Source organism: Armatimonadota bacterium (assembly GCA_016125185.1).
GTDB lineage: Bacteria > Armatimonadota > Fimbriimonadia > Fimbriimonadales > Fimbriimonadaceae > Fimbriimonas.
Genome location: WGMG01000001.1, coordinates 540,955 through 562,114 on the forward strand (window position 1 = coordinate 540,955; position 21,160 = coordinate 562,114).

Annotated in this window: 19 protein-coding genes; 8 read left to right on the forward strand and 11 right to left on the reverse strand. The window is 58.1% G+C overall.

The features are described from left to right. Positions 1 to 208: 208 nt before the first annotated feature. From GC165_02430 to GC165_02470, 9 genes are all read right to left on the reverse strand, one after another. Positions 209 to 2,008: a hypothetical protein gene (locus GC165_02430; GenBank protein ID MBI1331715.1), complete on the reverse strand. Its 1,800-nt coding sequence runs from the start codon at positions 2,006 to 2,008 to the stop codon at positions 209 to 211. Positions 2,009 to 2,110: 102 nt separating this feature from the next. Next, complete coding sequence (locus GC165_02435) at positions 2,111 to 3,997, reverse strand: hypothetical protein (protein MBI1331716.1); 1,887 nt, start codon at positions 3,995 to 3,997, stop codon at positions 2,111 to 2,113. Positions 3,998 to 4,031: 34 nt separating this feature from the next. Then, positions 4,032 to 4,763 (reverse strand): 3-oxoacyl-[acyl-carrier-protein] reductase, encoded by a 732-nt coding sequence (fabG, locus tag GC165_02440; protein ID MBI1331717.1) that lies wholly within the window; start codon positions 4,761 to 4,763, stop codon positions 4,032 to 4,034. Positions 4,764 to 4,821: 58 nt separating this feature from the next. Next, positions 4,822 to 5,157, reverse strand: coding sequence for a hypothetical protein (locus tag GC165_02445; protein MBI1331718.1), 336 nt, complete (start codon positions 5,155 to 5,157; stop codon positions 4,822 to 4,824). Then, on the reverse strand, positions 5,157 to 5,399 hold the full coding sequence (locus tag GC165_02450; protein MBI1331719.1) for a DUF433 domain-containing protein: 243 nt from the start codon (positions 5,397 to 5,399) through the stop codon (positions 5,157 to 5,159). Before GC165_02450 ends, GC165_02445 begins: the two co-directional genes overlap by 1 nt. Positions 5,400 to 5,713: 314 nt before the next feature. After that, complete coding sequence (locus tag GC165_02455) at positions 5,714 to 6,970, reverse strand: glycosyltransferase (protein ID MBI1331720.1); 1,257 nt, start codon at positions 6,968 to 6,970, stop codon at positions 5,714 to 5,716. After that, a complete protein-coding gene (locus GC165_02460) occupies positions 6,970 to 7,866 on the reverse strand; it encodes a phosphoribosylaminoimidazolesuccinocarboxamide synthase (GenBank protein ID MBI1331721.1) in 897 nt (298 codons plus the stop codon). Before GC165_02460 ends, GC165_02455 begins: the two co-directional genes overlap by 1 nt. A 4-nt stretch (positions 7,867 to 7,870) precedes the next feature. Further along, the gene (gene coaD, locus GC165_02465) at positions 7,871 to 8,368 is read right to left on the reverse strand and encodes a pantetheine-phosphate adenylyltransferase (GenBank protein MBI1331722.1); all 498 of its coding nucleotides are present in this window, start codon (positions 8,366 to 8,368) and stop codon (positions 7,871 to 7,873) included. Continuing rightward, positions 8,365 to 9,975, reverse strand: coding sequence for a hypothetical protein (locus GC165_02470; protein ID MBI1331723.1), 1,611 nt, complete (start codon positions 9,973 to 9,975; stop codon positions 8,365 to 8,367). Before GC165_02470 ends, coaD begins: the two co-directional genes overlap by 4 nt. A 12-nt stretch (positions 9,976 to 9,987) precedes the next feature. Here GC165_02470 and GC165_02475 point away from each other — a divergent pair, with 12 nt between their 5' ends. Beyond that, positions 9,988 to 10,446: a hypothetical protein gene (locus tag GC165_02475; protein ID MBI1331724.1), complete on the forward strand. Its 459-nt coding sequence runs from the start codon at positions 9,988 to 9,990 to the stop codon at positions 10,444 to 10,446. Here GC165_02475 and GC165_02480 read toward each other — a convergent pair. Then, positions 10,403 to 11,098, reverse strand: coding sequence for a DUF2071 domain-containing protein (locus GC165_02480; GenBank protein MBI1331725.1), 696 nt, complete (start codon positions 11,096 to 11,098; stop codon positions 10,403 to 10,405). The two genes, GC165_02475 and GC165_02480, sit on opposite strands and share 44 nt — an antisense overlap. Positions 11,099 to 11,225: 127 nt before the next feature. Here GC165_02480 and GC165_02485 point away from each other — a divergent pair, with 127 nt between their 5' ends. Next, entirely contained in the window at positions 11,226 to 11,720 is a 495-nt protein-coding gene (locus tag GC165_02485; GenBank protein ID MBI1331726.1) for a hypothetical protein, read from the forward strand. A 582-nt stretch (positions 11,721 to 12,302) separates the two neighbouring features. Here the strand turns inward: GC165_02485 and GC165_02490 are convergent. Further along, entirely contained in the window at positions 12,303 to 13,607 is a 1,305-nt protein-coding gene (locus GC165_02490; protein ID MBI1331727.1) for an alpha-N-acetylgalactosaminidase, read from the reverse strand. Here GC165_02490 and GC165_02495 point away from each other — a divergent pair. From GC165_02495 to GC165_02520, 6 genes are read left to right on the forward strand one after another with little or no spacing between them, the layout of a single operon-like run. Continuing rightward, positions 13,587 to 15,278, forward strand: a complete 1,692-nt coding sequence (locus tag GC165_02495) for an ATP-binding cassette domain-containing protein (protein ID MBI1331728.1) — start codon at positions 13,587 to 13,589, stop codon at positions 15,276 to 15,278. The genes GC165_02490 and GC165_02495 overlap by 21 nt on opposite strands. Beyond that, complete coding sequence (locus GC165_02500) at positions 15,275 to 16,228, forward strand: ABC transporter permease (protein MBI1331729.1); 954 nt, start codon at positions 15,275 to 15,277, stop codon at positions 16,226 to 16,228. The genes GC165_02495 and GC165_02500 overlap by 4 nt, the downstream gene beginning before the upstream one ends. After that, complete coding sequence (locus GC165_02505; GenBank protein MBI1331730.1) at positions 16,225 to 17,181, forward strand: hypothetical protein; 957 nt, start codon at positions 16,225 to 16,227, stop codon at positions 17,179 to 17,181. The genes GC165_02500 and GC165_02505 overlap by 4 nt, the downstream gene beginning before the upstream one ends. Positions 17,182 to 17,187: 6 nt before the next feature. Further along, complete coding sequence (locus tag GC165_02510) at positions 17,188 to 18,264, forward strand: substrate-binding domain-containing protein (GenBank protein MBI1331731.1); 1,077 nt, start codon at positions 17,188 to 17,190, stop codon at positions 18,262 to 18,264. Then, on the forward strand, positions 18,264 to 20,333 hold the full coding sequence (locus tag GC165_02515; GenBank protein ID MBI1331732.1) for a bifunctional rhamnulose-1-phosphate aldolase/short-chain dehydrogenase: 2,070 nt from the start codon (positions 18,264 to 18,266) through the stop codon (positions 20,331 to 20,333). Before GC165_02510 ends, GC165_02515 begins: the two co-directional genes overlap by 1 nt. 14 nt (positions 20,334 to 20,347) lie before the next feature. Then, on the forward strand, positions 20,348 to 21,043 hold the full coding sequence (locus tag GC165_02520) for a (Fe-S)-binding protein (protein ID MBI1331733.1): 696 nt from the start codon (positions 20,348 to 20,350) through the stop codon (positions 21,041 to 21,043). Positions 21,044 to 21,160 lie beyond the last annotated feature (117 nt).

Genomic DNA, 21,160 nt, shown 5'->3' on the forward strand with positions numbered 1-21,160 from the left:
GCCCGGGGTGCTTGCCACCCCGGGAAAGTCCCGTAACAAGAAAGAGTCCAAGGAGTCCCGAGAATCGGGACGACCAAAAACCCCTGGCCATAGGGCCTAAAACTTTGAGCAACGACAAACCCAATTTCCTCTCCTCCTAGGAGAGGACCTTCGCGCGACGATAGGAGCTAGCGAAGAGGTGAGGTAGGGAGCACTTCGCTCTCCAAGCTCAATTACGAACCCCAATCGCCTTTAACGCCTCGACAATCTGCGCCCGCGCCGCCTCCGGCAAGGTCTTCATCGTGTAGCTTGCCTTCGGCTTCGCCGGAACATCCAATTCGGTCTCATACTCCTTCTCCCCCAACCGGAAAACCGCCGTCAGCGTATGCTTCTCCTCCATCTGAAACGTCTGGCTTTCTTTCAGCGAACCGTCCTTCAGCCGCCCCGCCACCTCCAAATAACCGACCGGATCCGAGTCCCCATCCAGATAGTAGATGTACTGATCCTCCTGTCGCGCCCCAATCGAAATGCCCTCAATCCCGTTCGGCATGCTCAGCCGCGCCGGACAAGCAGCCGGGTCGGGCAAATTCAGCGGGCTCAACTGGTTCAGGGCGCCAGACCAAACCAAGTCAGCAAGGTACTTCTGAGACCGTTCGGGCAGGCTCGCCGATGGAATCCAACCGCCTTTCAGGCAATAGTCCAACTGCTCCTTCGACAGTGGCCCGAGAACCGCCGTTGGCGAGCCGTAATCGAACCCATTCGGAATGTACGCCTCGTTCGGAACCCCATACGCAAATACCGACGCATAGTAGTAGATGTCGATCTGATGCAGTTTCGCGAGGAGCGTGTCGTGATCACTGGCCGCGCTCGACCGTGCCAAATCCTGCACTAGCTGTCGATCCAGCCGCCAAGTCCGGTTTTCCAGGGGATTCTTCGGTCGCCCCAAAACCCATCCGTCCTCATCCACCCGCGTCATGCCAATTGGTGCCGCATCGTCCCCCACTTTCACCACAAAGTTCGCTGGCCGGTAGAGCGCCTTGTCTTCCTCCAAACTCACCAGCAGCGGCTTCGAAACCGAATGCGCAAAGTCTATCCAGCACGGCCCCTCCACAATGCCAAGAGGGTCGGTCGTCACCGCGTTCTCCATCACCTTCGCTCCTTCCAAAAACAGAGGCGACTTCCGCAATCCCACCAACTGGTCCTCCTCAAAGGTTCGAATCAATCGCGCCCGAAACTGAAGCCGATCCTGCAATTCCTTCGACAACGGAAACGCCTCCCCCTCGATTTTCAGGTTCAACAAAGCAAAGAATCCGCCCAGCGCTCCCCCAACCGACTCCCAGTTTTTGTCGAAATAGACCGCATTCAGGCACGGCACGTCTACCAGTCTCGTGAATGAAAAGACGACATGCTCCGTCCGCTGCGTATCCGTAGCTTGCATCGATCGCGAAAGCTCGACTTCACGCTGGAACTGCTCCAATGGTCCGGAGAGGTCAATCTTAAGCGGAATCTGACCCGGCAAGCCGTTCACCGCATACTCGCTATAGTCGGGTGCCAACCCATCAAACGAAAACATCGAAGGCTTCAAAAGCGAAGCCAGATTCTCCACAAATCGGTAATCCGGTGACCGCATCCGCAACTCCCTCCGCCGCGCCGAACTCCAAACACCTTCGCCCGTCCTCCGATGAGAGTCCTTGAAGTCCTGCCAGTACTGCTCGGCCTCGCCCGCCGTCCACTCCGCTTTGGGTGCCTTCGCCTTCAGCCCGTCCAGCTCCATCTGGATGATGGTCTGCCGCGCCTGCCGGTTCCAGTCCTTCTCCTCTTGCTGTTGCTTGCCCGATTGCCCCAGCCACCATCCATCCTCCTTATGGCTCCATTCGGCATGGAGAACCGTGGCCAACCGAGCCTTAACCGCCTCAACCGACTGGTTCGAAAACGATGCCGCCAGCACCTCGTTCTTCAAAAAAGGTGGACAATGAAACTCCTCCCCTGCCTGCCGGGAAAGCTCTTTCAGAAACAACTCTAAACGCACACCTGGATTTTCGATGGTAATTGTTGAACCCACCAGTGCGAAAATTGCTAGTCCGACCACAGGCACATTCTACGACGGCAAGATCAAACCACCAATAGGGAGCTAGTTAGAATTGCCACCGCCCCTTCGCTTGATCTCTTCCAAGACCATGTTCTTGAGGTTCTGCGGTAACGACTTCCAAGAGTACTCCGTCGAACCGATGGTTGGCGGGTCGGTGTAGATTTGTTCGTCGGTCCCCTTTCCACTAAAGAAGGTCAGATGAAGAACTCTCCAAGTGCCTGCCTTCACAAAAGGCACATTCAAATCGGACTTGTCTTCCAACATTTCTTGGACCAGTCGTGCGATCGCCCGGATGTCCATTTGTTGCCCTTGACCGCTAGCAGTGTCAAGCACAACAAAAGCTGGCTCCTTCGCCCATTGTGCCTGGTAATACATGCCCGCGAGTCCATGAGGAAAGAATAGTGGTGACCAATTCTGAGCATAACCCTTCTCGTCGCCGACAGGTAGTAGAGATTCTCGATATGCCATATGCAGATACTTTAGAGCGTCGTTTGGTAGTGAGCTTACAGGCAGAACTCCAGAGATGGGGTTTGGACGGACTTCGGCCTTCCATGCCGACCAAAAGGCCGCAGTCGACCAGAGATCTGTCGTCGCTGTGAAGTCGTACTTAGCCAGGTCCGTCCCCAAGGGAGTGCTCCCATAAATTGTAAAGTCTTGCCTAACCTCGACTGCGTCCAGTTGTTGTTCGATTGTTGGTGAGGTGTTTCCTTCGAAATCTGCCAAGACCTGAATCTTAGATCGATCGAAGCGGCTGAATCGATTGTACAAGGGGTCAACTGGACGTCCGAGAACCCAGCCGTCTCGGTCACACCGCACCATTCCCGGACAAACTTCGGATTGCTTGAGCGTTGGTACGTAGAGTCCAATGGTCGTATTGGAGCCCAAGTCTTCGAGGCTGGCCAGCACCGGCTGATGGACGCTCTTTGCAAAATCCAACCAGCATGGCCCGACCAGCAGAGATAAGGGGTCGATGGTCACAGCGTGCCGGAGAACCTGGCGCGCCTTCTTGAGGCTTTGCTCCACCTCGGGTGGCCCCTTGCTTTCTTGCCAAGGCGACTTTCTGAGGGTAACCATTTTCTTGGTTTGGTCCGATATTTGAAAGTCCTCGCCGACGGCTTGAGTTCGCCTGCGGAGGACGGCAGTTGTCCAGAATCGCTGAAAATCACCCTTTCCGTTGTAAAGAGCTACATCGATGCGAGGGAAGGGTTGGTTCGAACTAGTTAAGTTGAGGAATACTCCGTCATCCCACATATCAAACGTAGCGCCAGACTGGACGAAGAACGAAAGTGCTTCTTCTCGCTTAAATTGATCTAGCAGAGGAAGAAACTTGTCGCCTAAGTTGATTGTTTGCGGTTGGTTACCAACTGAATAGATATTGAAGTCAAGACCGAGAGAGTCTAGAGGAAATGTAGAGGGCTCCAGTTGCGAAAGAATGGCCATGCTGAGACGGGCTTGAGGTCCTAGATTCACAATTCGGAAGGTACTTCCTTTGGGGAGCGTCCCCTTCTTCCGACGTTCACTCTCGACAACTTTCTGACGGTCAAAATCTTCGGCGTCTGCGGTGGTCCACTCTTTAGTCGGGGCCGCTTTCTTAACCGCGTCAAGGAGAGTTTGAAGATTGCGACGTCGCAACTCTCGGTGCCCCCGCACCTCACTTTTCTTCTGCTCGTCGGTTTGGCTGAGCCACCATGTTTCGCCCTTCTTTTCCCAAGTAGCGTTGAGCACGAAGGCCAACTGTGACTTGACCGTCTCCAAAGGCTGATCCTCAAAGGCGGCGACGATCACCTCATTCTTCAGGATCACAGGACAAGCAAAATCTTGTCCCGAGACCCGCGAGAGGTCTCGCAGAAACAATTCCAACCGCTCGCCCGGTGTTTGGAAGCTAACCACGTTCTGAAAGAATCCGGCCAGAAGCAGAGCCGTCAACATCTATCAGCATTGTACGGAAAAGGTGCCGTTTTGGTTAAAGGAAAAGCCCGCCGTCCACCGTCAGGCACTGACCAGTGACGTACGCCGCATCCGCCGAGGCCAGAAATAGCACGGCCGGTGCGATGTCTTCCGGCTTGCCCAGTCGCCCTGCCGGAGCCTTTTTCACAACCTCGTCGCGAAACTCTTCAGGGAGTGCTTCCGTCATATCGCTCTCGATAAATCCGGGCGCAACCGCATTGCACGTGATCCCTCGCGAGCCCAATTCCTTCGCCACCGACATCGTGATCCCCAACAGGCCCGCCTTCGAGGCCGAATAGTTCACCTGCCCCGCCCCGCCGTGCAATCCGATCACACTCGTGATGTTCACGATGCGCCCATATCGCGCCTTCATCATCGGCTTAGCCACGGTCTTGATGCAGTTGAAAGCGCCCTTCAGGTTGACGTCCACAACTCGATCCCAGTCTTCCTCTTTCATGCGAAGCATCAGCGTGTCCCGCGTAATTCCCGCATTGTTAACCAACACGCTCGGCGTCCCCAGGTCCGCGATCACGGCCTCAAACAAAGCCTCCACCGACTCGACCGAACTCACGTCGCAGGCATATCCCTTTGCCCCGCCGCCGATCTCCACCGCCGTCGCGCTCGCCCCGTTCTCGGTCGTCGCCACGCAAGCAACCTTCGCCCCCTCGGCCGCAAACGCGGCGGCGAGAGCCTTCCCAATCCCCCGACTGGCTCCGGTAACGACAACGACTTGATCCTGAAAACGCATCAGGGAAAATGTTACCGTTTCCTCGCCAACCGAACGACGTTGAAGTCATTGATGCGGGCTAAGACTTTTCGTCAGGAATGACATAGCTCTTCCCGTCCAAAACCCCGGCTTCAAAAAGCTCCAGTACTGCCGGAATTAGCACGACTAGCTGTTCGATAACTGTGAAGAGAGGAACAAGGGTGACAACCGCAAGTTTTCGTTTCGCGATATTCTGCTGAAATCGAAGGTTCTTGTCGACCGTCAAGAAAACAGCGAATTGTCCGTCTTCTGCGGCACTCAATAACTTGCCGTTGGTTAAATCTTCCCAACCAAGCTCTTTTGTATGAAGCACCTCATGACCAGGCAGGTGATTCTTGAGACGGATGTCAACGCAATGATCAAGAAGAATTCGCATCAGCTAGCGAGTTTTAAGCCCAAAATCTGTCGAAGCTGATTCTGTTCATACTTGAGAACAGCCTCAGCTTGTTCGCGGGTGACCCCCGGATAGCCTTCAAGAAAGAATTCGATCGTGTGATGACAAATCAATGCGTCGAGGAGAGCTTCCACCGGCACCCTTGTTCCGACAAAGCGAACCGCCCCACTTAAAGTGTCGGGGCTACTGGTCAGAATGTCCTGCAGTTCGGAAGGAATTTCCATTGCTCTATGGATGATTGTACGTCAACCAAGCTTTTATTACGTACCGGAGCCAAATCGTGTCCCAAATCTAAAGCCTGAGCCAAACCAATCTCGCAATGGGTAGAGGCTGATTTGGGGGATGCGAGCGTCCCGCTCGCAAAATCTAAGAGTCAAAGGGCAACGTTCACCTGCAACAGGTATAGCCTAGAGTCCCTTCCTCCCCGGGGAGGAAGGGTGCAGGGATGGAGGGGAAAGCGAGTCCCTTGGCCGACAAGGCTTAGCCACAACAGACTCGAATTCGCTCTCTTCATAGGGATGGAGGGGACAAAATAACCCTACAACATCCCGACAACTGCATCCGCATACCGCTCGCTCGCGCCCACATTCGCCGCCACCAGCGCCTTCGCCGCCGAAGACATCCGCTCTCGCCGCGAAGAATCCTCCAACAACTCTCGAATCGACGAAGCCAGCGAAGCCGCGTCCGCACAAACCACCGACGCCCCCGCCTGAACCGACGCCGCCGAGACGTCCCGAAAATTGAACATGTTCGGCCCGTGCAGCACCGGCTTACCCATCGCCAGGGGCTGAATCAGGTTTTGCCCCCCAAGCCGATCAAATCCCCCGCCGATCACCACTACGTCCGCAATTGAATAAACCGAGCCCAACTCGCCAAACGTGTCCAGCACCAGATACTCGCCCGTCTCGCCTTTCGACCGTTGCCCGACCCGCACCTCCGAGGATCGAGAACGCACCAGGTTCACAATCCGCTCCGCTGTCTCCACGTGTCGCGGCGCGTGTACAAACACCACATCCTTCAACTCGAAGAATGCAGAAACCACCAACTCCTCCTCCATCTCCGATCGCGTCGATCCCACCACCACGACTGGCTTGCCCGCCTCGATCCCCAGCTTCTCCCGCCAGTCATCCGTCACCGACGTCACGACGTTCGCTGCTTCGTCAAACTTCGTGTTCCCAAACACCTCGACCCTCGAAGCCCCGAGCGACTCAAACCGCTCGGCGTCCACCGCCGACTGCACCAGGCAGCGATCGACATCCTTAAACAGTGCCCGATAGAACGGCTTTACCCGCACCGAATTCCGATACGCGCGGTCGCTCATCCGCCCGTTCACCACCAATACCTTCGCGTCGAACACCTTCGCCGCCCACAAAAAGTTCATCCACAGCTCGGTCTCCATGATCACAACCACCGATGGTCGCACCCGTTGCATCGCCCGCAGAGTGAACTTCGGAACGTCGATCGGCATGTAAACCACGTAGTCGAACGGCGGCATCTCCATGTCCTTCGCCGTCTGGTACCCGCTGCTCGTCGTCACGCTCAGCACGATCTCGCAATTTGGCGCCAGCCGACGAAGCTCTCGCAAAAACGGCCGCGCTGCCACCACCTCGCCCACCGATACCGCATGAACCCAGATTCGTTCCTTGTCCTTGGGCTTGGCCGGAATCGCATCCGTATAGTTCCCGCTGCGCTCGCGCCAGTTCGGCGCTTCCTTCCGCCGCCGCGCCCGAAGCAACATCCACGGAACCCAAATCGGGCTCAGCAAGGTGAGAACGAGGTTGTAAAGGATGAACATCAGGCCAAATCCGGCTCTTTTCCGACGATCTTCACAAACGCCTCGACGTACTTCTCGCGCGTCTTCGAGACCACGCCCGCAGGCAAAAGCGGTCCGGGCGGAGTTTTGTCCCAACCCGACGTCTCCAAATAGTCCCGCACAAACTGCTTGTCAAAGCTTGGCTGGCTCTTGCCCGGGCTGTAAAGCGAGGAATCCCAATACCGCGAGCTATCCGGCGTGAGCGCCTCGTCGATCAAAATGATTCCCTCTTCCGACTCCCCAAACTCAAACTTCGTATCCGCCAAAATCAAGCCCTTCGATGCCGCGTGCGCCGCCGCCGCCGCGTAAAGCTGAAGCGTCCAATCTCGCAGGAGGTTCGCCACCTCCGAGCCCAACAGGTCCACCACTTTCTGAAAACTGATGTTTTCGTCGTGTCCCTCTTCCGCCTTCGTCGCGGGCGAAAAAATCGGCTCGGGCAACCGCGAGGAGTCCAGCAGACCTTCTTCCAAGTGGAACCCATGAATGTTCCCGCCCTGCGCCTTGTACTCCTTAAACAGCGACCCGCACAGGTAACCCCGCGCCACGCATTCAACCGGGATCGTCCGCGCCTTCTTCGCCACCATCGACCGCCCGTTCAGGGCAAAAACGGGCGAAGGTAGTCGGCTTTGGATATCCGCCGACGCAATCGAAATCATATGGTTCGGGCAAATATCGTGCAGTTTTTCGAACCAGAACGCGCTCATCTGGTTGAGAATGCACCCCTTCTGCGGAATCCCGTTCTCCATCACCGCGTCGAACGCCGAAATTCGGTCCGTCGCCACGATCAGAACCTCCGATCCAAGGTCATAAACGTCTCGGACCTTTCCGGTGCGCGGAGCCGCCAAGCCAGGCACCGATGAATGAAGAAGTTCCTGCATATCCCTAAAGCTTACTTCCCGACCTCTTCGCCGCCATCTCCAGAACAGGCAAAACCGGCCCCGGTACCAAAACGCTCACGTCGCCACCGAGTTTCGCCACCTCGCGTACGACCGAAGAACTCAGATAGCTATATTCCCACCGCGTCATCAGGAACACCGAATCCACCTCGGGATTCAGCTTTCGATTGACCATTGCGATCTGAAATTCATACTCAAAATCCGCCACCGCCCGTAGGCCGCGTACGATCGACTTCGCCCCCTTTGCCTTCGCAAAGTCCACCAACAACCCCTCGAAGGCTTCGACCGTCACGTTCTTGTATGGCTGCGAGATCTCCTCCAGCACCGACACCCGCTCCTCAATGGTCAAAAGCGGCTCCTTTGACGAGTTCTTGCCCACCGCCACAATCACATGGTCGAACAGAGCATGAGCCCGCTCGATCAGGTCGGCATGACCAAAGGTGGGCGGATCAAAGGTGCCCGGATAGATCGCGACGAGTTTCATTTCAGCGTGACTTTATTGTGAGGCAAAGAGCCGATCAAACTATAGCGCAACCCGTGTACTCTCGGCGAAACTAGCACTCCGTCGACCCCAAAATACAGCGGTACTCGCGGCACTTCCTGCAACATCAGGCTCTCCGCCTGCAGATAAAGCGACTCTCGTTTGGCCGGGTCGCGCTCCACGTCCGCCGCCGCACACAGCTTGTCGAACTGGGGATTGCTCCAAAAGTCATAGTTCGCCGGCGCACCCGTCGTCAGCAACATGCTCAAAAAGTTCTGCGGGTCGAGGTAGTCGCCGTACCACGAAAGGAACACGCACCCAAGTTCGCCGCGGTTCCGCGCCTTCAAGAGTGCGCCCCACTCCAGCGCCCGAGGCTTCGCTGTTAAGCCGAGGTTCTGCTTCAAGTCGTTAGCGACCTGCTCGGCAATGAACTTGGCATCCGTGTTGTCCGCCCGAATCGTGAGTTCAAAAGGTGGAATCGCCGATCCCGTCTTATACGGGGACATCGCCAATTCCTTCTTTGCCGCGTCCACATCAAACGGCAATGGACCCTCGCTCGGCTTGCCATCCAAAATCCCTTCGGGTAACCATCGCGTCGCCAGCGGCACGCCCTTCAAAATCTCGTCCGCGATCCGCTTTCGGTCGATCGCCATCATGATCGCTCGGCGCACATGCCGATCTCGAAACGGCGCAAACGCCTTCTCGCCTAACAGCAGGTAGAACACGGCTGGCCGCTTGATCATCTGGAACTGGTCCTTAAACTTCGGGTCGTCTTGAACCTTCTTCCAGTCCTGCTTCTCCAGCGTCACCATGTCGCTCTGGTGGTCTTCGTACATGATTAGCCGCGTCGATGGGTCCTTTACGATGTTCCGGTCGATCCCGTCGATCTGCGCCTTGTCGCCGTAATAGTCGTCGAACCGCTTCATCTGCAGACGCTGGTCCGGCTGGTAGCTGGAAATCAGGAACGGTCCGGTCCCGATCGCTTGCTTCACGTCCGCCACTTCTTTTCGCCCTAACGACGAGGGGAGAATGTCGCAACACGGGTAAGTCAGCTTGCCCAAAAAGTACGGTCGCGGTTTGTCAATCCGAACCTCGACCGTATGTTCGTCGAGGACTTTCACGCCCGTTAAGTCGTCCGTTTTGCCCGCCGCAAAATCCTTGGCTCCAACGATGTCCCCGAGGTACGTATCCGCGATCGGAGAGTTCACGTCGCGGCACAGCGACCGCTCCCAAGAAGCTTTGACGTCCTTGGCCGTCACCGGCGAACCGTCGTGAAACTTCGCCTGTCGAACCGTGAACGTGTACGTCGTCCCATCTTCCGAAACCTTCCAGTCCGAAGCCAAAACCCCGACGATCTTGTTATTTTCGTCGTAGTTCACCAGCGGCTCGTACACGTTGTTCAGCACGTCCATCGTGTCGATGTCCTGAACCTTGGCTGGGTCGAGCGTCGTCGGGTTATTGCTCAGGCAGTAGCGGAGGATGTTCTCCGATCCGGCGGTCTTCCGTTCCGAGAACCCGGGGCCGGACCCGCACCCCCAAAGACTCAATACGAGGCCCAAGCCAATTAGCCACCGGGATTTCATGCTTAACATTTTGACGAATCTCGCCATAATGAAACTTACATGGTCCGCTCGCTTGCACTCTTGATCGGCCTATCTGTGGCCGGATTTGCCTCCGCCGACATCGTCGGTCCATGGCAGGGCATCGCCGTCCTCGGCCCCAGCAACGTCGCCCAATCTCTGGATAGCGAAGGCCAGGTCAAACTGCAGATCAGCAAGGCGTTCCTCAAGTCTCTCAGCTATCAGTTCGTGTTCAAAAACGACAAATCGTTTGCGAGCACGACGAAGGGTGAAGACATCGCTCCCCGAGCCGGAAAAGGCAAGTGGCAGATGGTCGGCAACGCGGTCACCGTCACGTTCACCGAGGAAAACGGCACCAAACAGGATCGAACCCTCAAAGGGACCGTCACTCCCGATGGCAAGAAGATCGTCTTCGTGGTCGATGGCAAAGCCGGAATGCCCGCCACCAAACTGATCTTTAAGAAGATCGAACCCGTTGCGGCGCAAAGCACTGGACGTTAAGCGTCTTCGCCACCAAAACGCTCGAAAAATCCAGCGTCCCAAACTGCGGCTCCAGTCCCGCAATCTCAAGGTTATCGACCGCGCCATCGGCAACCATGTAAGGCTCGTGGTGAACCTGCGCCGTGGTCAAAGCCTCCCCGCCCGAATACAGCCGGTATCGCTCCACTAGCCAAAACTCAAACGTCTCCGGCGTCGCCTCGCGCCACTCGCCCGTCCGCCTCGCCTCCACGGCATAGCTTTGTAGCTCCGACATCGAAAAAGGTAGGTTTGGCAAAAGCTGAAACCCCCTCCGACGCCCTTCATACCGGTACGCATCTCCTGACATCGAGGCGTGAAAATACGGCAATCGGAACGCCAATCGCGCAAACAAGCACGCCAAATACCGCGCCGCCTCCAGCGAAAAGAACCACACGCCCGGTCCGTGCTCAGGGTGTGTCACATACGTTCGCAAGTTCGTCTCGTGAAAGGCGCTCAGCCAGGGTATGGCTGGAAACCACGGCGGCCGGATGCTCGACATCGAAAACGGCACGAAACCCAGCCATGCCGACCCATCGAATTCCTCCACCGTCAACGACGACGGCACCAAAGCCTGGAGCCGCTCCACCGGCACCCGCGCGTGCAGAAACACCAGGTCGTGCCAGGTCTGAAGCATCGCTGGACGTTCGTTCGGATGCTCCCGATTAAGAAGCAAACCGGCCCAATCCGCCGAACCTCCTAGCCGCGACTTTTCCTGCATCCTTATGTCATCCTCAGTCGTACCCGAAGGTATCTACGTTCCTATGAAAAGAATTCTCATCAGTCTGCCGATCCTTGCCCTGTCGATGGCCGCACTTGCCGTCGACGTCACCGGCAAATACAATGGCAAGCTCAGCATCGACGCCACTGCTATGAAGAAGGGCATGGTCTCGAAGGCCGCTAAAGGCACCGATGCCGAGAAGAAGCAGGCTCAGCAAATCGTAACCGCCATCGATCAGCAGGTCAAGGCCGCCAACGCCTCTGTCCTCAAGCTCGAACTCAAAAAAGGCGGCACCCTCACCTTGGTCCAAACCATTGCCGGCAAAACCGAGACCGACAGCGGAAAGTGGACCCTCAAAGGCGATACGATCACCCTCAGTAACCTGACGTCCAAAGGCGGCGGCCCCAAGACCATCACGGGCAAGGTTTCCAAAGACGGCAAAACCCTCTCCTTCAGCCTCGATGAGGAAATGAAGAAGCAAGGTGCCGCGATGGGCGCACCAGCCCCAACCGGCTCCCTCACCTTCAAGAAAGCCTAGGCGTACGCTCAAGGAAATTCAGCCCATTGGGGGCACAGGCGTCTCGCCTGTGTAAGTGCTTTCTTCTCCTAATTTGAGGCACCACAAAGGATCCTCAAATCGTGGATGGGGTGAGGTCCAAGACAAAAGTAGGACCCAGAACCTGCACTACGACCTGCCTTCGCATGAACCGCAAATGAGGTTCGGAATCGGGGCGAAGCCACTGGGAGGGTGGGCATCCTGCCCACCAAGAAAGATCAAGAGAGTTCATCTCTATTGGGGCATAGGCGTCACTTGTGGAAGGGTGTCTCCAGACGAGTGTCAGGGGACGGGTGAGGGCCAAGGCAAAGTTCGGACCCAGAACTTGCACTTCGACCTACTGTTGCAGGAACCGAGCTCCTAAAGCAGGCAAACGCCTTCATTTTCCGACTGACATAGGACTGTAAGCCCGTTCTAACTTAGCCAAGTCCTGCGAGCCGAGAATCGGCTCGCAGGACTGGGTTAGAACCCGTAACCGCAAAAGTCCTAGGAGTCCCGACAATCGGGACGACTCGGGCGAAGCCCTTCCACAGGCTCGCCCGAATGAGGACCATTTTCGCCACTCTACGCGTTCGACATATTGTCGAGCGGAGCGCGAGTCTTCCACTCTCCTCTCGTAAAGTCCGGGAAGTCCATCGACCGACCCCGGTTCGCCACCGATGCTTCGCTCAGCGGACCAACCACCGACCACGCGCAACCGTCATAAACGTCCTGATCCAGCGGCAGCCCGTTGCGGTAGCAATAAATGATCCGCCACAGCATCAAGAAGTCCATGCCGCCGTGTCCGCCATTCTTCTTGGCCTCCTGACCCATGCGCACAAAAAGCGGATGCTCGTGCTGTTCGTACCACGGCTGAAGGTCGCCGCCTTCCTTCCACTCCTCCACGCCGTCGCCGACGTGCGCCTCAAAGCCCGTCCGGTCGGGGTACCCACCCCACGCGCCCTTCGTGCCCTGCAAAAAGTTCAATCGCGAATACGGCCGTGGCAACTGCTCGTCCCACTGAACCATGATCGTTCGCCCCTTCTTGGTCTTGATCACGCTCGTGTTCATGTCGCCGCACTTGAACTTCAGCGACCTCCGCTCGTGTCCCTCGGGGAACTTCGCCTGTGCATAAATCTCTCGGCTAAGCGGCATCGACCCGATCGACACCATATAGTCGAACGCATCGCCCCGATTGATGTCCATGTACTGCGCGATCGGCCCCAGTCCGTGCGTCGGATACAAATTCCCGTTCCGCTTAACGTAATGGTACGTTCGCCACGACCCCGTCCCGTGCTCGATCTCAAACATCTGGCTCCGAAGATCGTGAATGTATGCCCCCTCTCCATGGATCAAGTCGCCAAACACGCCCTTTCGCACCATGTTCAGCACCAACAGCTCCTCGCGGCCGTAGCACACGTTCTCCATCATCATGCAGTTCCGCTGAGTCCGTTCTGCCGTGTCCACCAGCTTCCAGCAGTCCTCCAGCGTGTACGCAATGGGAACTTCGCAACAAACGTGCTTGCCCGAGTTCATCGTATCGACCGCCATCCGAACGTGCTCTTCCCACGGCGTCGCAATGAACACCACGTCGATGTCCTTGCGCTCCAGCATCCTCTTGTAGTCGTCTTTATCCTTGCCAAAAGCCAGCGGCGTCGGACGGCCATGCTTCACCACGTTGTCCACGCTTCGCTGAAGCGTCGGCAAATGGTCGTCGCAGATCGCGATGATGTCGACCCCGTCGATGTTGCACAGTTGGCTGACGTGGCCCGAACCCCGAGCCCCCACGCCAATGAACGCCACGCGAACTCGCTCCATTGGCGGAACAACCAGTCCCGCCACCGACTTGGAGCCCTTCGGTCGTGCCCGTTGGCTCGTCATCGAACCCATTCCCAAAACGTTGGTGGCCGCCAAACTTGCACCCGTTGCACCGGCGGCGAGCAGAAAATCGCGTCGCTTCACCCCCTCATTTTGACCACATTCAGTCCTTTAGGTTCAACTGACACGCGAAACGATTTTCCAATCCGGGCTGCACTGGTAAGATGTCAAACGTTTGCCGTGACGGACTCGCCGCTGACTCCCCTCATCAGAACCGAAAAGCTCGACGTCGTCTTGGGCGGTGTCCCTATCTTGACCGGCATCGATTTCGACATCCTTCCCGGTGAAGTCCACGCTATCACGGGCGAAAATGGCGCGGGTAAATCCACCCTTGCGAAAGTCATCGCCGGCATCTATCAGCCAGCGGGAGGAAGCCTCTTCCTCGACGGCCAAATGATCTCCATCAAGTCCCCTGGCGACGCCATCCACCGCGGCATCGCTCTCATCCACCAAGAACCGCTGATCTTCCCCGACCTCGACGTCGCCTCCAACATCTTCGTCGGACGCCTCCCCAAGAAAGGTCCCATCGCCGACCACGCCGAGGCCGCCCGTCGCACCAACGAAATCTTGACCGAACTCGGCGCGAACTTCGACGCCAAAGCCGAAGTCGGTCGCCTCTCCATCGCCCAACAGCAGATGGTCGAGCTCGCCACCGCCATGTCCGAAGACGCCCGCGTCTGGATTTTCGACGAAACCACCGCCTCTCTCACGCCCAAGGAGGTCGCCGAACTCTTCAAAATCATCCGCAGGTTGAAGGAAAAAGGCTGTGCCATCGCCATCGTCACCCACCACCTCAACCAGGTCTTCGAAATCGCCGACCGCATCACCGTGCTCCGCGATGGCCGCAAGGTTGCCGAGAAGCAAACCGCCGAAGTTGACCACCGCCAACTCGTCAACCTCATGGTCGGTCGCGACATCTCCCACGAGCGCATGCCGCGCTCGAACCAGCCGCTTCCCGACCCCTACCTTGTCCTCCAAGACCTCACCGGCCCCGGCTACCACAACGTCTCGCTGAACGTTCGCCGAACCGAAATCGTCGGTATCGCCGGCCTCGTCGGCGCGGGACGAACCGAGGTCGCCCGCTCGCTCTTCGGCATCACCCACGCCACCGATGGGGCAATTCTCGTCGATGGCCAAACTGTCCGCGTCGCCAACCCCTGCCACGCCCAAAGCATCGGTTTCGCGCTCGTCCCCGAAGACCGCCAAAAGCACGCCCTCTTCCCCGACCTCAGCATCCAATTCAATACCTCGGCCAACATCTTGCGCCAATCCTCCAAAGCCGGTTGGATCAATTCCAAAGCCACCAAAACCAAGTCGCTGGCCATCCTCGAATCCTTCCGCACCGTCTTCAAACACCTCGAACAGCCCATCCGCCAACTCTCCGGCGGCAACCAGCAAAAGACCATCATCGGCCGTTGGCTCCTCGCTGAACCCGACTTTCTCATCCTCGATGAGCCCACCCGCGGCGTCGATGTCGGCGCTCGCCGAGAAGTCCACCAGTTCCTGCGCGACCAAGCCGAATCCGGCAAGGCCGTTCTCGTCATCTCCAGCGATCTCCCCGAGCTTCTCACCCTCACCGACCGCATCTACGTGATGCGCCAGGGCACCATCGTCGGCGAGGTCCAAACCGAAAGCGCCACCGAGGAATCGCTGATGGCCCTCGCCTTCGGAGGGGCCGCATGAAGCGCGAATTCGGGCTCGTCATCGTCCTCATCGTCCTCTTCGGCGTCTGTCACTGGGCCCAGCCCCGCTTCACCGACCCGCGAAACCTCAACAGCATCCTCCTCTGGATGCCCCTCCTCCTTGTCGCCGCCGTCGGACAATTTCCTGTCATCGTCGCTCGCGGCATCGACATCTCCATCGGCTCCATCCTCGGACTCTCTGCGATCTCGGTCGGCGTCCTCCTGAAGTCCAATCCCCACCTACCAGTGCCTGCGCTCTTCGTCATTGGAGCCCTGGTCGGTCTGCTTCTCGGTTGCCTCAACGGCCTCGTCATCGCCTTCGGTAAGGTGCCCGCCGTTGTCGCCACCATCGGCACCCTCACTGCCTTTCGCGGACTGACGTTTGTCCTCAGTCAAGGCGAGCAGGTCAACTCGACCGCCGTCCCCGACTCGCTTACCAAGCTCGCCAGCAAAGGCATCGACATCGGCCAGGTCACCCTCTCGTGGCTCCTCGTCATCGGCCTCCTCGTCGCCGCCATCGCCTGGTTCGCCGCCCGATACCTCCAGTTCTATCGCGACATCTTCGCCTACGGAAGCAACCCCGATGCCGCCTACCTTCGCGGCATCTCGCCCAAGACCGTTCAAATGATCGGCTACGGCGCGTCCGGTCTCCTCTCCGGCGTCGCGGGCACGATGTACCTTGCCCGATTTGGCACCGCCAATCCCGGCTCGGTCGGCTCCGGTTTCGAACTCATCGTCATCGCCGCCGTCGCCATCGGCGGGGTCAAAATCACCGGTGGCTCCGGCTCCATCCCCGGCGTCATTCTCGGCTGTCTCCTCCTTGCCTCCATCAATGTCGCCCTTGTCGTCCTCGGCATCGACGCCAACTGGCAAACCCTCGTCTACGGCGCGACCATCCTCATCGCTCTCATCATCGACACCCTTTCGAACCGGAGGCGAGCCCTCGCATGAAGCGCCCCGAGTGGATTCCCGCCATCCTCACCATCGCTGTGGTCGTGTTCTTCGCCGCGATCTCGCCCGACTTCCGCGATTTCCGCTACCTGCTTTCCAACACGTCCCTCTACGCCGAAACCGGCCTCCTCGCCATCGGCATGACCCTCATCATCATCTCGGGCAACATCGATCTCTCTGTCGGCTCGTCCGTCGTGCTCACCGCCTGCCTGGTCGCCAAATTCTCGTCCGAGGGCACTCCGCTACCGGTCTCCGTCCTCTTTGCCCTTATCATCGGCACCCTGCTCGGCACCATCAACGGCCTGCTGATCACCCTCGCAAAGCTCCCATCCTTCCTCGTCACCCTCGCCACCATGGCTCTCTTCCGCGGCGCAGCCGAGGCAATCATGGGTCCCGCCAGTGCCAAAGTCCCCCACGCACTCAAAGGAATCGATCGGCCCGATCTCTTCGGCCTGCCCTACCCTCTGCTCATCTTCCTCGTCGTGCTCGCCATCGTCGGCATCGTCCTCCATCGAATGATCCTCGGTCGATGGCTCTTTGGCATTGGCACCAACGCCGAGGCCGCCCGCTACACCGGATTCCCGGTCAACAAGGCCACCATTTCCGCTTTCGCCATCACCGGGCTCCTCGTCGGTATCGCCGCCCTCATCCTCGATTCCCGCCTCGGCGTCGCCCGCAACGACCTCGCGAAAGGCTACGAACTCGAAGCAATCACCATCGTTGTCGCGGGAGGAACCGCCATCTCCGGCGGCAAAGGCACGATGCTTGGTACCCTTTTGTCCTGGCTCCTGCTCTACTTCACCAAGACCGGCATGGGCGTCAACAACGTCAAGCCCGAATATCAGCTCACTATCGTGGGCCTCATTCTCGTCCTTTCCGTCTTCGCTCAGAACGTTGCCGCCAGTTTTTCGAACACACGACAACCCAAACCAACTAAAATTCAGACAGGTTAATCAAAGATGATCCGTATTGCTCCCAATTTCATCCTAGCCGCCTCGGTTTTGGCCGCCCTCTTCGTCGCCGGCTGTAACGGTGGCTCCTCGACCGAGTCTTCGTCTGCCTCAACCAGCACCAGCGGTGGTGGAGGATCGAAGTTGAAAGTGGTCTTTATTCCCAAGGATGCCGCCAACCCCTACTTCAAGCAGGTTGATGCCGGTCTCCAAGACGCCGCAAAAGAATTCGGCTTTGACTATCAACAGCAGGGCCCCGCGACCGCCGACGCAACTTCCCAGCTAACCATTATCAAAGACCAGATTCAGCGCCACGTTGACGTCATCGTGCTCTCTGCCAACAGCCCAGATGCTCTCAACGAAGCCCTCGACGATGCCCGCGCGAAAGGCATTGTCGTAGTCACCGTCGACGCCGACCTGACCGGCAATGAGTCCCACCGCGACGTCGGCATTCTCCCCACTTCTCCCGAAAAGATTGGTCAAGGTCAGGTCGAACTCCTCGGCAAGGAGATGAACTACCAAGGCGATTTCGCCATCCTCAGCGCCACCACCGATGCCCCGAACCAGAACGCCTGGATCGCCATCATGAAGAAGACCCTCGAGGATCCCAAGTACGCCAAGATGAAGCTCGTTGACACCGTTTACGGCAACGACGAAGCCCAAAAGTCATCCACCGAAATGGAAGGTCTGCTCACCAAGTACCCGAACCTCAAAGGCGTCGTCTCTCCCACCTCGGTCGGCTTCGCCGCCGCCGCCCAAGTCCTCGAAAACTCGGGCATGTATCCGGGCGGGGCCAAGGCTGTTAACGGTGGCATTTACCTAACGGGCCTTAGTACGCCAAATCAGCTAAAGAAATTTGTCCAAAATGGGACCATCACCGCCTTCCAGCTTTGGCAACCCAAGGACATGGGCTACCTTGCTGGCTACCTCGGTACCGCCGCCAAAGAAAAGAAGATCGAACTCAAGTTCGGCGCGGAAGTAACCGGACCCAAGGGCGACAAACTCAAGCTCGACGACAAGGGTGTCGTTTTCGCCGGTGACCTTCTCACCTTCGACAAATCCAACATCGACAAATACGACTACTGATGCCAAATCCGAACTCGATCATCGCCAGCCTTTGGGATGCCTCCGCGGCTCCCACCGACCCGCTCGACCTCCTGGTCTATGCGTCCAACCTGCTAGGTTCCGACCCCCGAATCACCAACTTTGGGGGCGGCAACACCTCGTCCAAGGTGACCGCAACCGACCCGCTGACGGGTGAACCGGTCGAGGTTCTATGGGTCAAAGGCTCCGGCGGTGACCTCGGTTCGGCTAAGCGCGGCAACTTCGCCTCGCTCTACCAGTCGTCCGTCCTGCGGCTCGAACAGATCGTGAAGGATCGCGGACTCCACGAGGACGATGTCGTCGGCCTCTACCGCCACTGCATTTTCGACCTCAACCCCTCGGCCCCGTCCATCGATACACCGCTCCATGCGTTCGTGCCCTACGCCGCCGTATCCCACATGCACTCCGATTCGGTCATCGCGATCGCCGCATCCGAGAACTGCGAGGATCTGACGAAGCAAGCCTTCGGAGGCGAAATGGGCTTCCTGCCGTGGAAGCGCCCGGGCTTCGACCTCGGTCTCATGCTGCGCGACGTCATCGCCTCCAACCCCGGCATCAAAGGCGCGATGATGCAGTCCCACGGCTTCATCTGCTGGGCCGACACGTGGCAGGAGTGCTACGAACTCACCCTCAAATTCATCAACCAGGCCACCGAGTTCATCGAGAAAAACACCAAGAACGCGACGCCCTTCGGCCAGCTTGGCTCTCCGACCACTGACGTCCAACTCTCCGACCTGCTTCCGATTCTCCGCGGAAAGGTCGCATTCAATGGCAAGAAGCTCATCGCCTCCGTCGATCAGTCACCCGAGGTCCTCGAATACCTTTCCGGCTCCGAAATGGCGCGCCTAGCCCAACTCGGAACCTCGTGTCCCGACCACTTTCTTCGTACCAAAATCCGCCCTCTCGTGCTCACTCCCACACTGGATGAAGCCGAGATCGAAGCCGCCTTCGCCGCCTTCCGCGCCGACTACGAGGCCTACTACAATCGGTGCCGTCTCGACGACTCACCCGCGATGCGCAACCCGAATCCCAGCATCGTCCTCCTTCCCGGCCTCGGCATGGTCAGCTTTGGCAAAAACGCCCAAGAGGCGAGTGTCACCGGCGCGTTTTACAAAAACGCCATCGCCGTCATGCGCGGTGCCGAGCGGGTCAGCAAGTACGTCGCCCTCCCCGAGCAGGAGGCCTTCAACATCGAATACTGGCAGCTAGAAGAAGCCAAGCTCAAGCGCATGCCGCCCGAAAAGGAAATGTCGGGCCAAATCGCCGTCGTCACGGGTGGCGCGTCGGGCATCGGCAAAGCCACCGCCCGCAAGATGATCGGCCTGGGCGCTCACGTCGCCATCCTCGACATCAACGAAGACGGCCTCGCCAAAACCGCCGCCGAGCTACAAGCCTTGGCAACGTCCAAAAACGTCATCATCGGAATCCGATGTGATGTCACTAGCGCTGATTCTATCCGCGATGCCTGCGCCAAAGTCGTCGCGACCTACGGCGGCCTCGATGTCGTCGTCGCCAACGCAGGTAATGCCCGCCGAGGCTCGGTCGCCGACACATCGCCTGCCGACTACGAACTCCTCAGCAGTCTCCTCATGAAGGGTTATTTCGACACCCTCGGCGAGGCGATCAAGATCATGCTCCTGCAAAAAACCGGCGGGTCGTGCGTCGTCGTTGGCTCCAAAAATGGCGTGGCTGCGGGTAACAACGCCGCGCTTTACTCCGCCGCAAAAGCCTTCGAACTACACCTCATGCGCGTCACCGCGTCCGACTTCGCTAAGCACGGAATCCGGTGCAACGCGATCAACCCCGACGGCGTGGTCACCGACTCCGCTATCTGGTCCGCCGAGTGGAAGGAGCAGACCGCCAAAGCCCTCGGCATTAAGCCTGAAGAACTGGTCGAGCACTACGCCAAGCGGTCCCTCTTGGGCACCGTCGTCACCCCCGACGATTGCGCCGAAGCCATCTGCTGGCTCGGAAGCGACGCTCGCAGTAGCCGCACCACCGGGTGCGTCATCACCGTCGACGGCGGCAACAAGGAGGGCTTCCTACGGTAGGCGACGACGTCCACTTGATGCTGACCTGCCTCTGCGACGCCTTCTACGGCGGCGTGGGCATCGCCACCGTCAAGGTCCTGGAGCACGTCGGCTGTAAGGTTCATTTCGACGAGCGGCAGTCCTGCTGTGGACAGCCACCCTTCAACGCGGGTGACTGGAAGCATGCCCGCGAAATCGCCCGGCATTGCCAAAGCATCCTCTTCCGCGACGGCCAAGTCGTCGTTACTCCCAGCGCCTCATGCGCCGCCATGGTCCGCGAAGGGTATCACCTCCTCTTTTCCGACGAGGGTCCGCCGATGGCCTTTGAATTGTCCGAGTTTCTTACCAAGGAGAAAGGAATAATGGAATGGAAAACCACCATTCCGTACAAGAAACGGATCGCCTTCCATCGAGCGTGTCACGGCCGCGCCATCGGACTCACGAGCCAAGCCGAAAAGCTCATTGCCTCCATCCCCGGCGTCGAACTCGTCCCCATCGATAACGCGGAGCAGTGCTGTGGCTTCGGCGGAGCCTTTTGCGTCGGTGAACCTCACCTCTCAACCCAGATCGGACAGGCGAAGATCGACACGCTTCTTGCCGCTAAACCCGACGAAATCGTAAGCGGCGATATGGGATGCCTGATGCACCTCGGCGGAATGCTCAAACGCGCCGACAACCCCATCTCCATCCGCCACTATTCAGAGATTTTAGCGGAGACAATTCCATGCTAAACCCTCACTACAATGGGGAGCCTCTTTGCTGTACTTCCAAATTTGTGGCTCTTTCGAATGCCAATGACCGGTTGAGCTCTAAAGATCAAACTTCTGGATTCTGCCAACCCGATCCCG

Coding starts and splice junctions, on each gene's coding strand:
- GC165_02485 (MBI1331726.1), top strand. CDS start 11,226: ATGAAAAGAATTCTCATCAGTCTGCCGATCCTTGCCCTGTCGATGGCC.
- GC165_02475 (MBI1331724.1), top strand. CDS start 9,988: ATGGTCCGCTCGCTTGCACTCTTGATCGGCCTATCTGTGGCCGGATTT.
- GC165_02490 (MBI1331727.1), bottom strand. CDS start 13,607: ATGGGTTCGATGACGAGCCAACGGGCACGACCGAAGGGCTCCAAGTCG.
- coaD (MBI1331722.1), bottom strand. CDS start 8,368: ATGAAACTCGTCGCGATCTATCCGGGCACCTTTGATCCGCCCACCTTT.
- GC165_02480 (MBI1331725.1), bottom strand. CDS start 11,098: ATGCTTCAGACCTGGCACGACCTGGTGTTTCTGCACGCGCGGGTGCCG.
- GC165_02515 (MBI1331732.1), top strand. CDS start 18,264: ATGCCAAATCCGAACTCGATCATCGCCAGCCTTTGGGATGCCTCCGCG.
- GC165_02500 (MBI1331729.1), top strand. CDS start 15,275: ATGAAGCGCGAATTCGGGCTCGTCATCGTCCTCATCGTCCTCTTCGGC.
- GC165_02445 (MBI1331718.1), bottom strand. CDS start 5,157: ATGCGAATTCTTCTTGATCATTGCGTTGACATCCGTCTCAAGAATCAC.
- fabG (MBI1331717.1), bottom strand. CDS start 4,763: ATGCGTTTTCAGGATCAAGTCGTTGTCGTTACCGGAGCCAGTCGGGGG.
- GC165_02455 (MBI1331720.1), bottom strand. CDS start 6,970: ATGTTCATCCTTTACAACCTCGTTCTCACCTTGCTGAGCCCGATTTGG.
- GC165_02505 (MBI1331730.1), top strand. CDS start 16,225: ATGAAGCGCCCCGAGTGGATTCCCGCCATCCTCACCATCGCTGTGGTC.
- GC165_02470 (MBI1331723.1), bottom strand. CDS start 9,975: ATGGCGAGATTCGTCAAAATGTTAAGCATGAAATCCCGGTGGCTAATT.
- GC165_02435 (MBI1331716.1), bottom strand. CDS start 3,997: ATGTTGACGGCTCTGCTTCTGGCCGGATTCTTTCAGAACGTGGTTAGC.
- GC165_02510 (MBI1331731.1), top strand. CDS start 17,188: ATGATCCGTATTGCTCCCAATTTCATCCTAGCCGCCTCGGTTTTGGCC.
- GC165_02450 (MBI1331719.1), bottom strand. CDS start 5,399: ATGGAAATTCCTTCCGAACTGCAGGACATTCTGACCAGTAGCCCCGAC.
- GC165_02460 (MBI1331721.1), bottom strand. CDS start 7,866: ATGCAGGAACTTCTTCATTCATCGGTGCCTGGCTTGGCGGCTCCGCGC.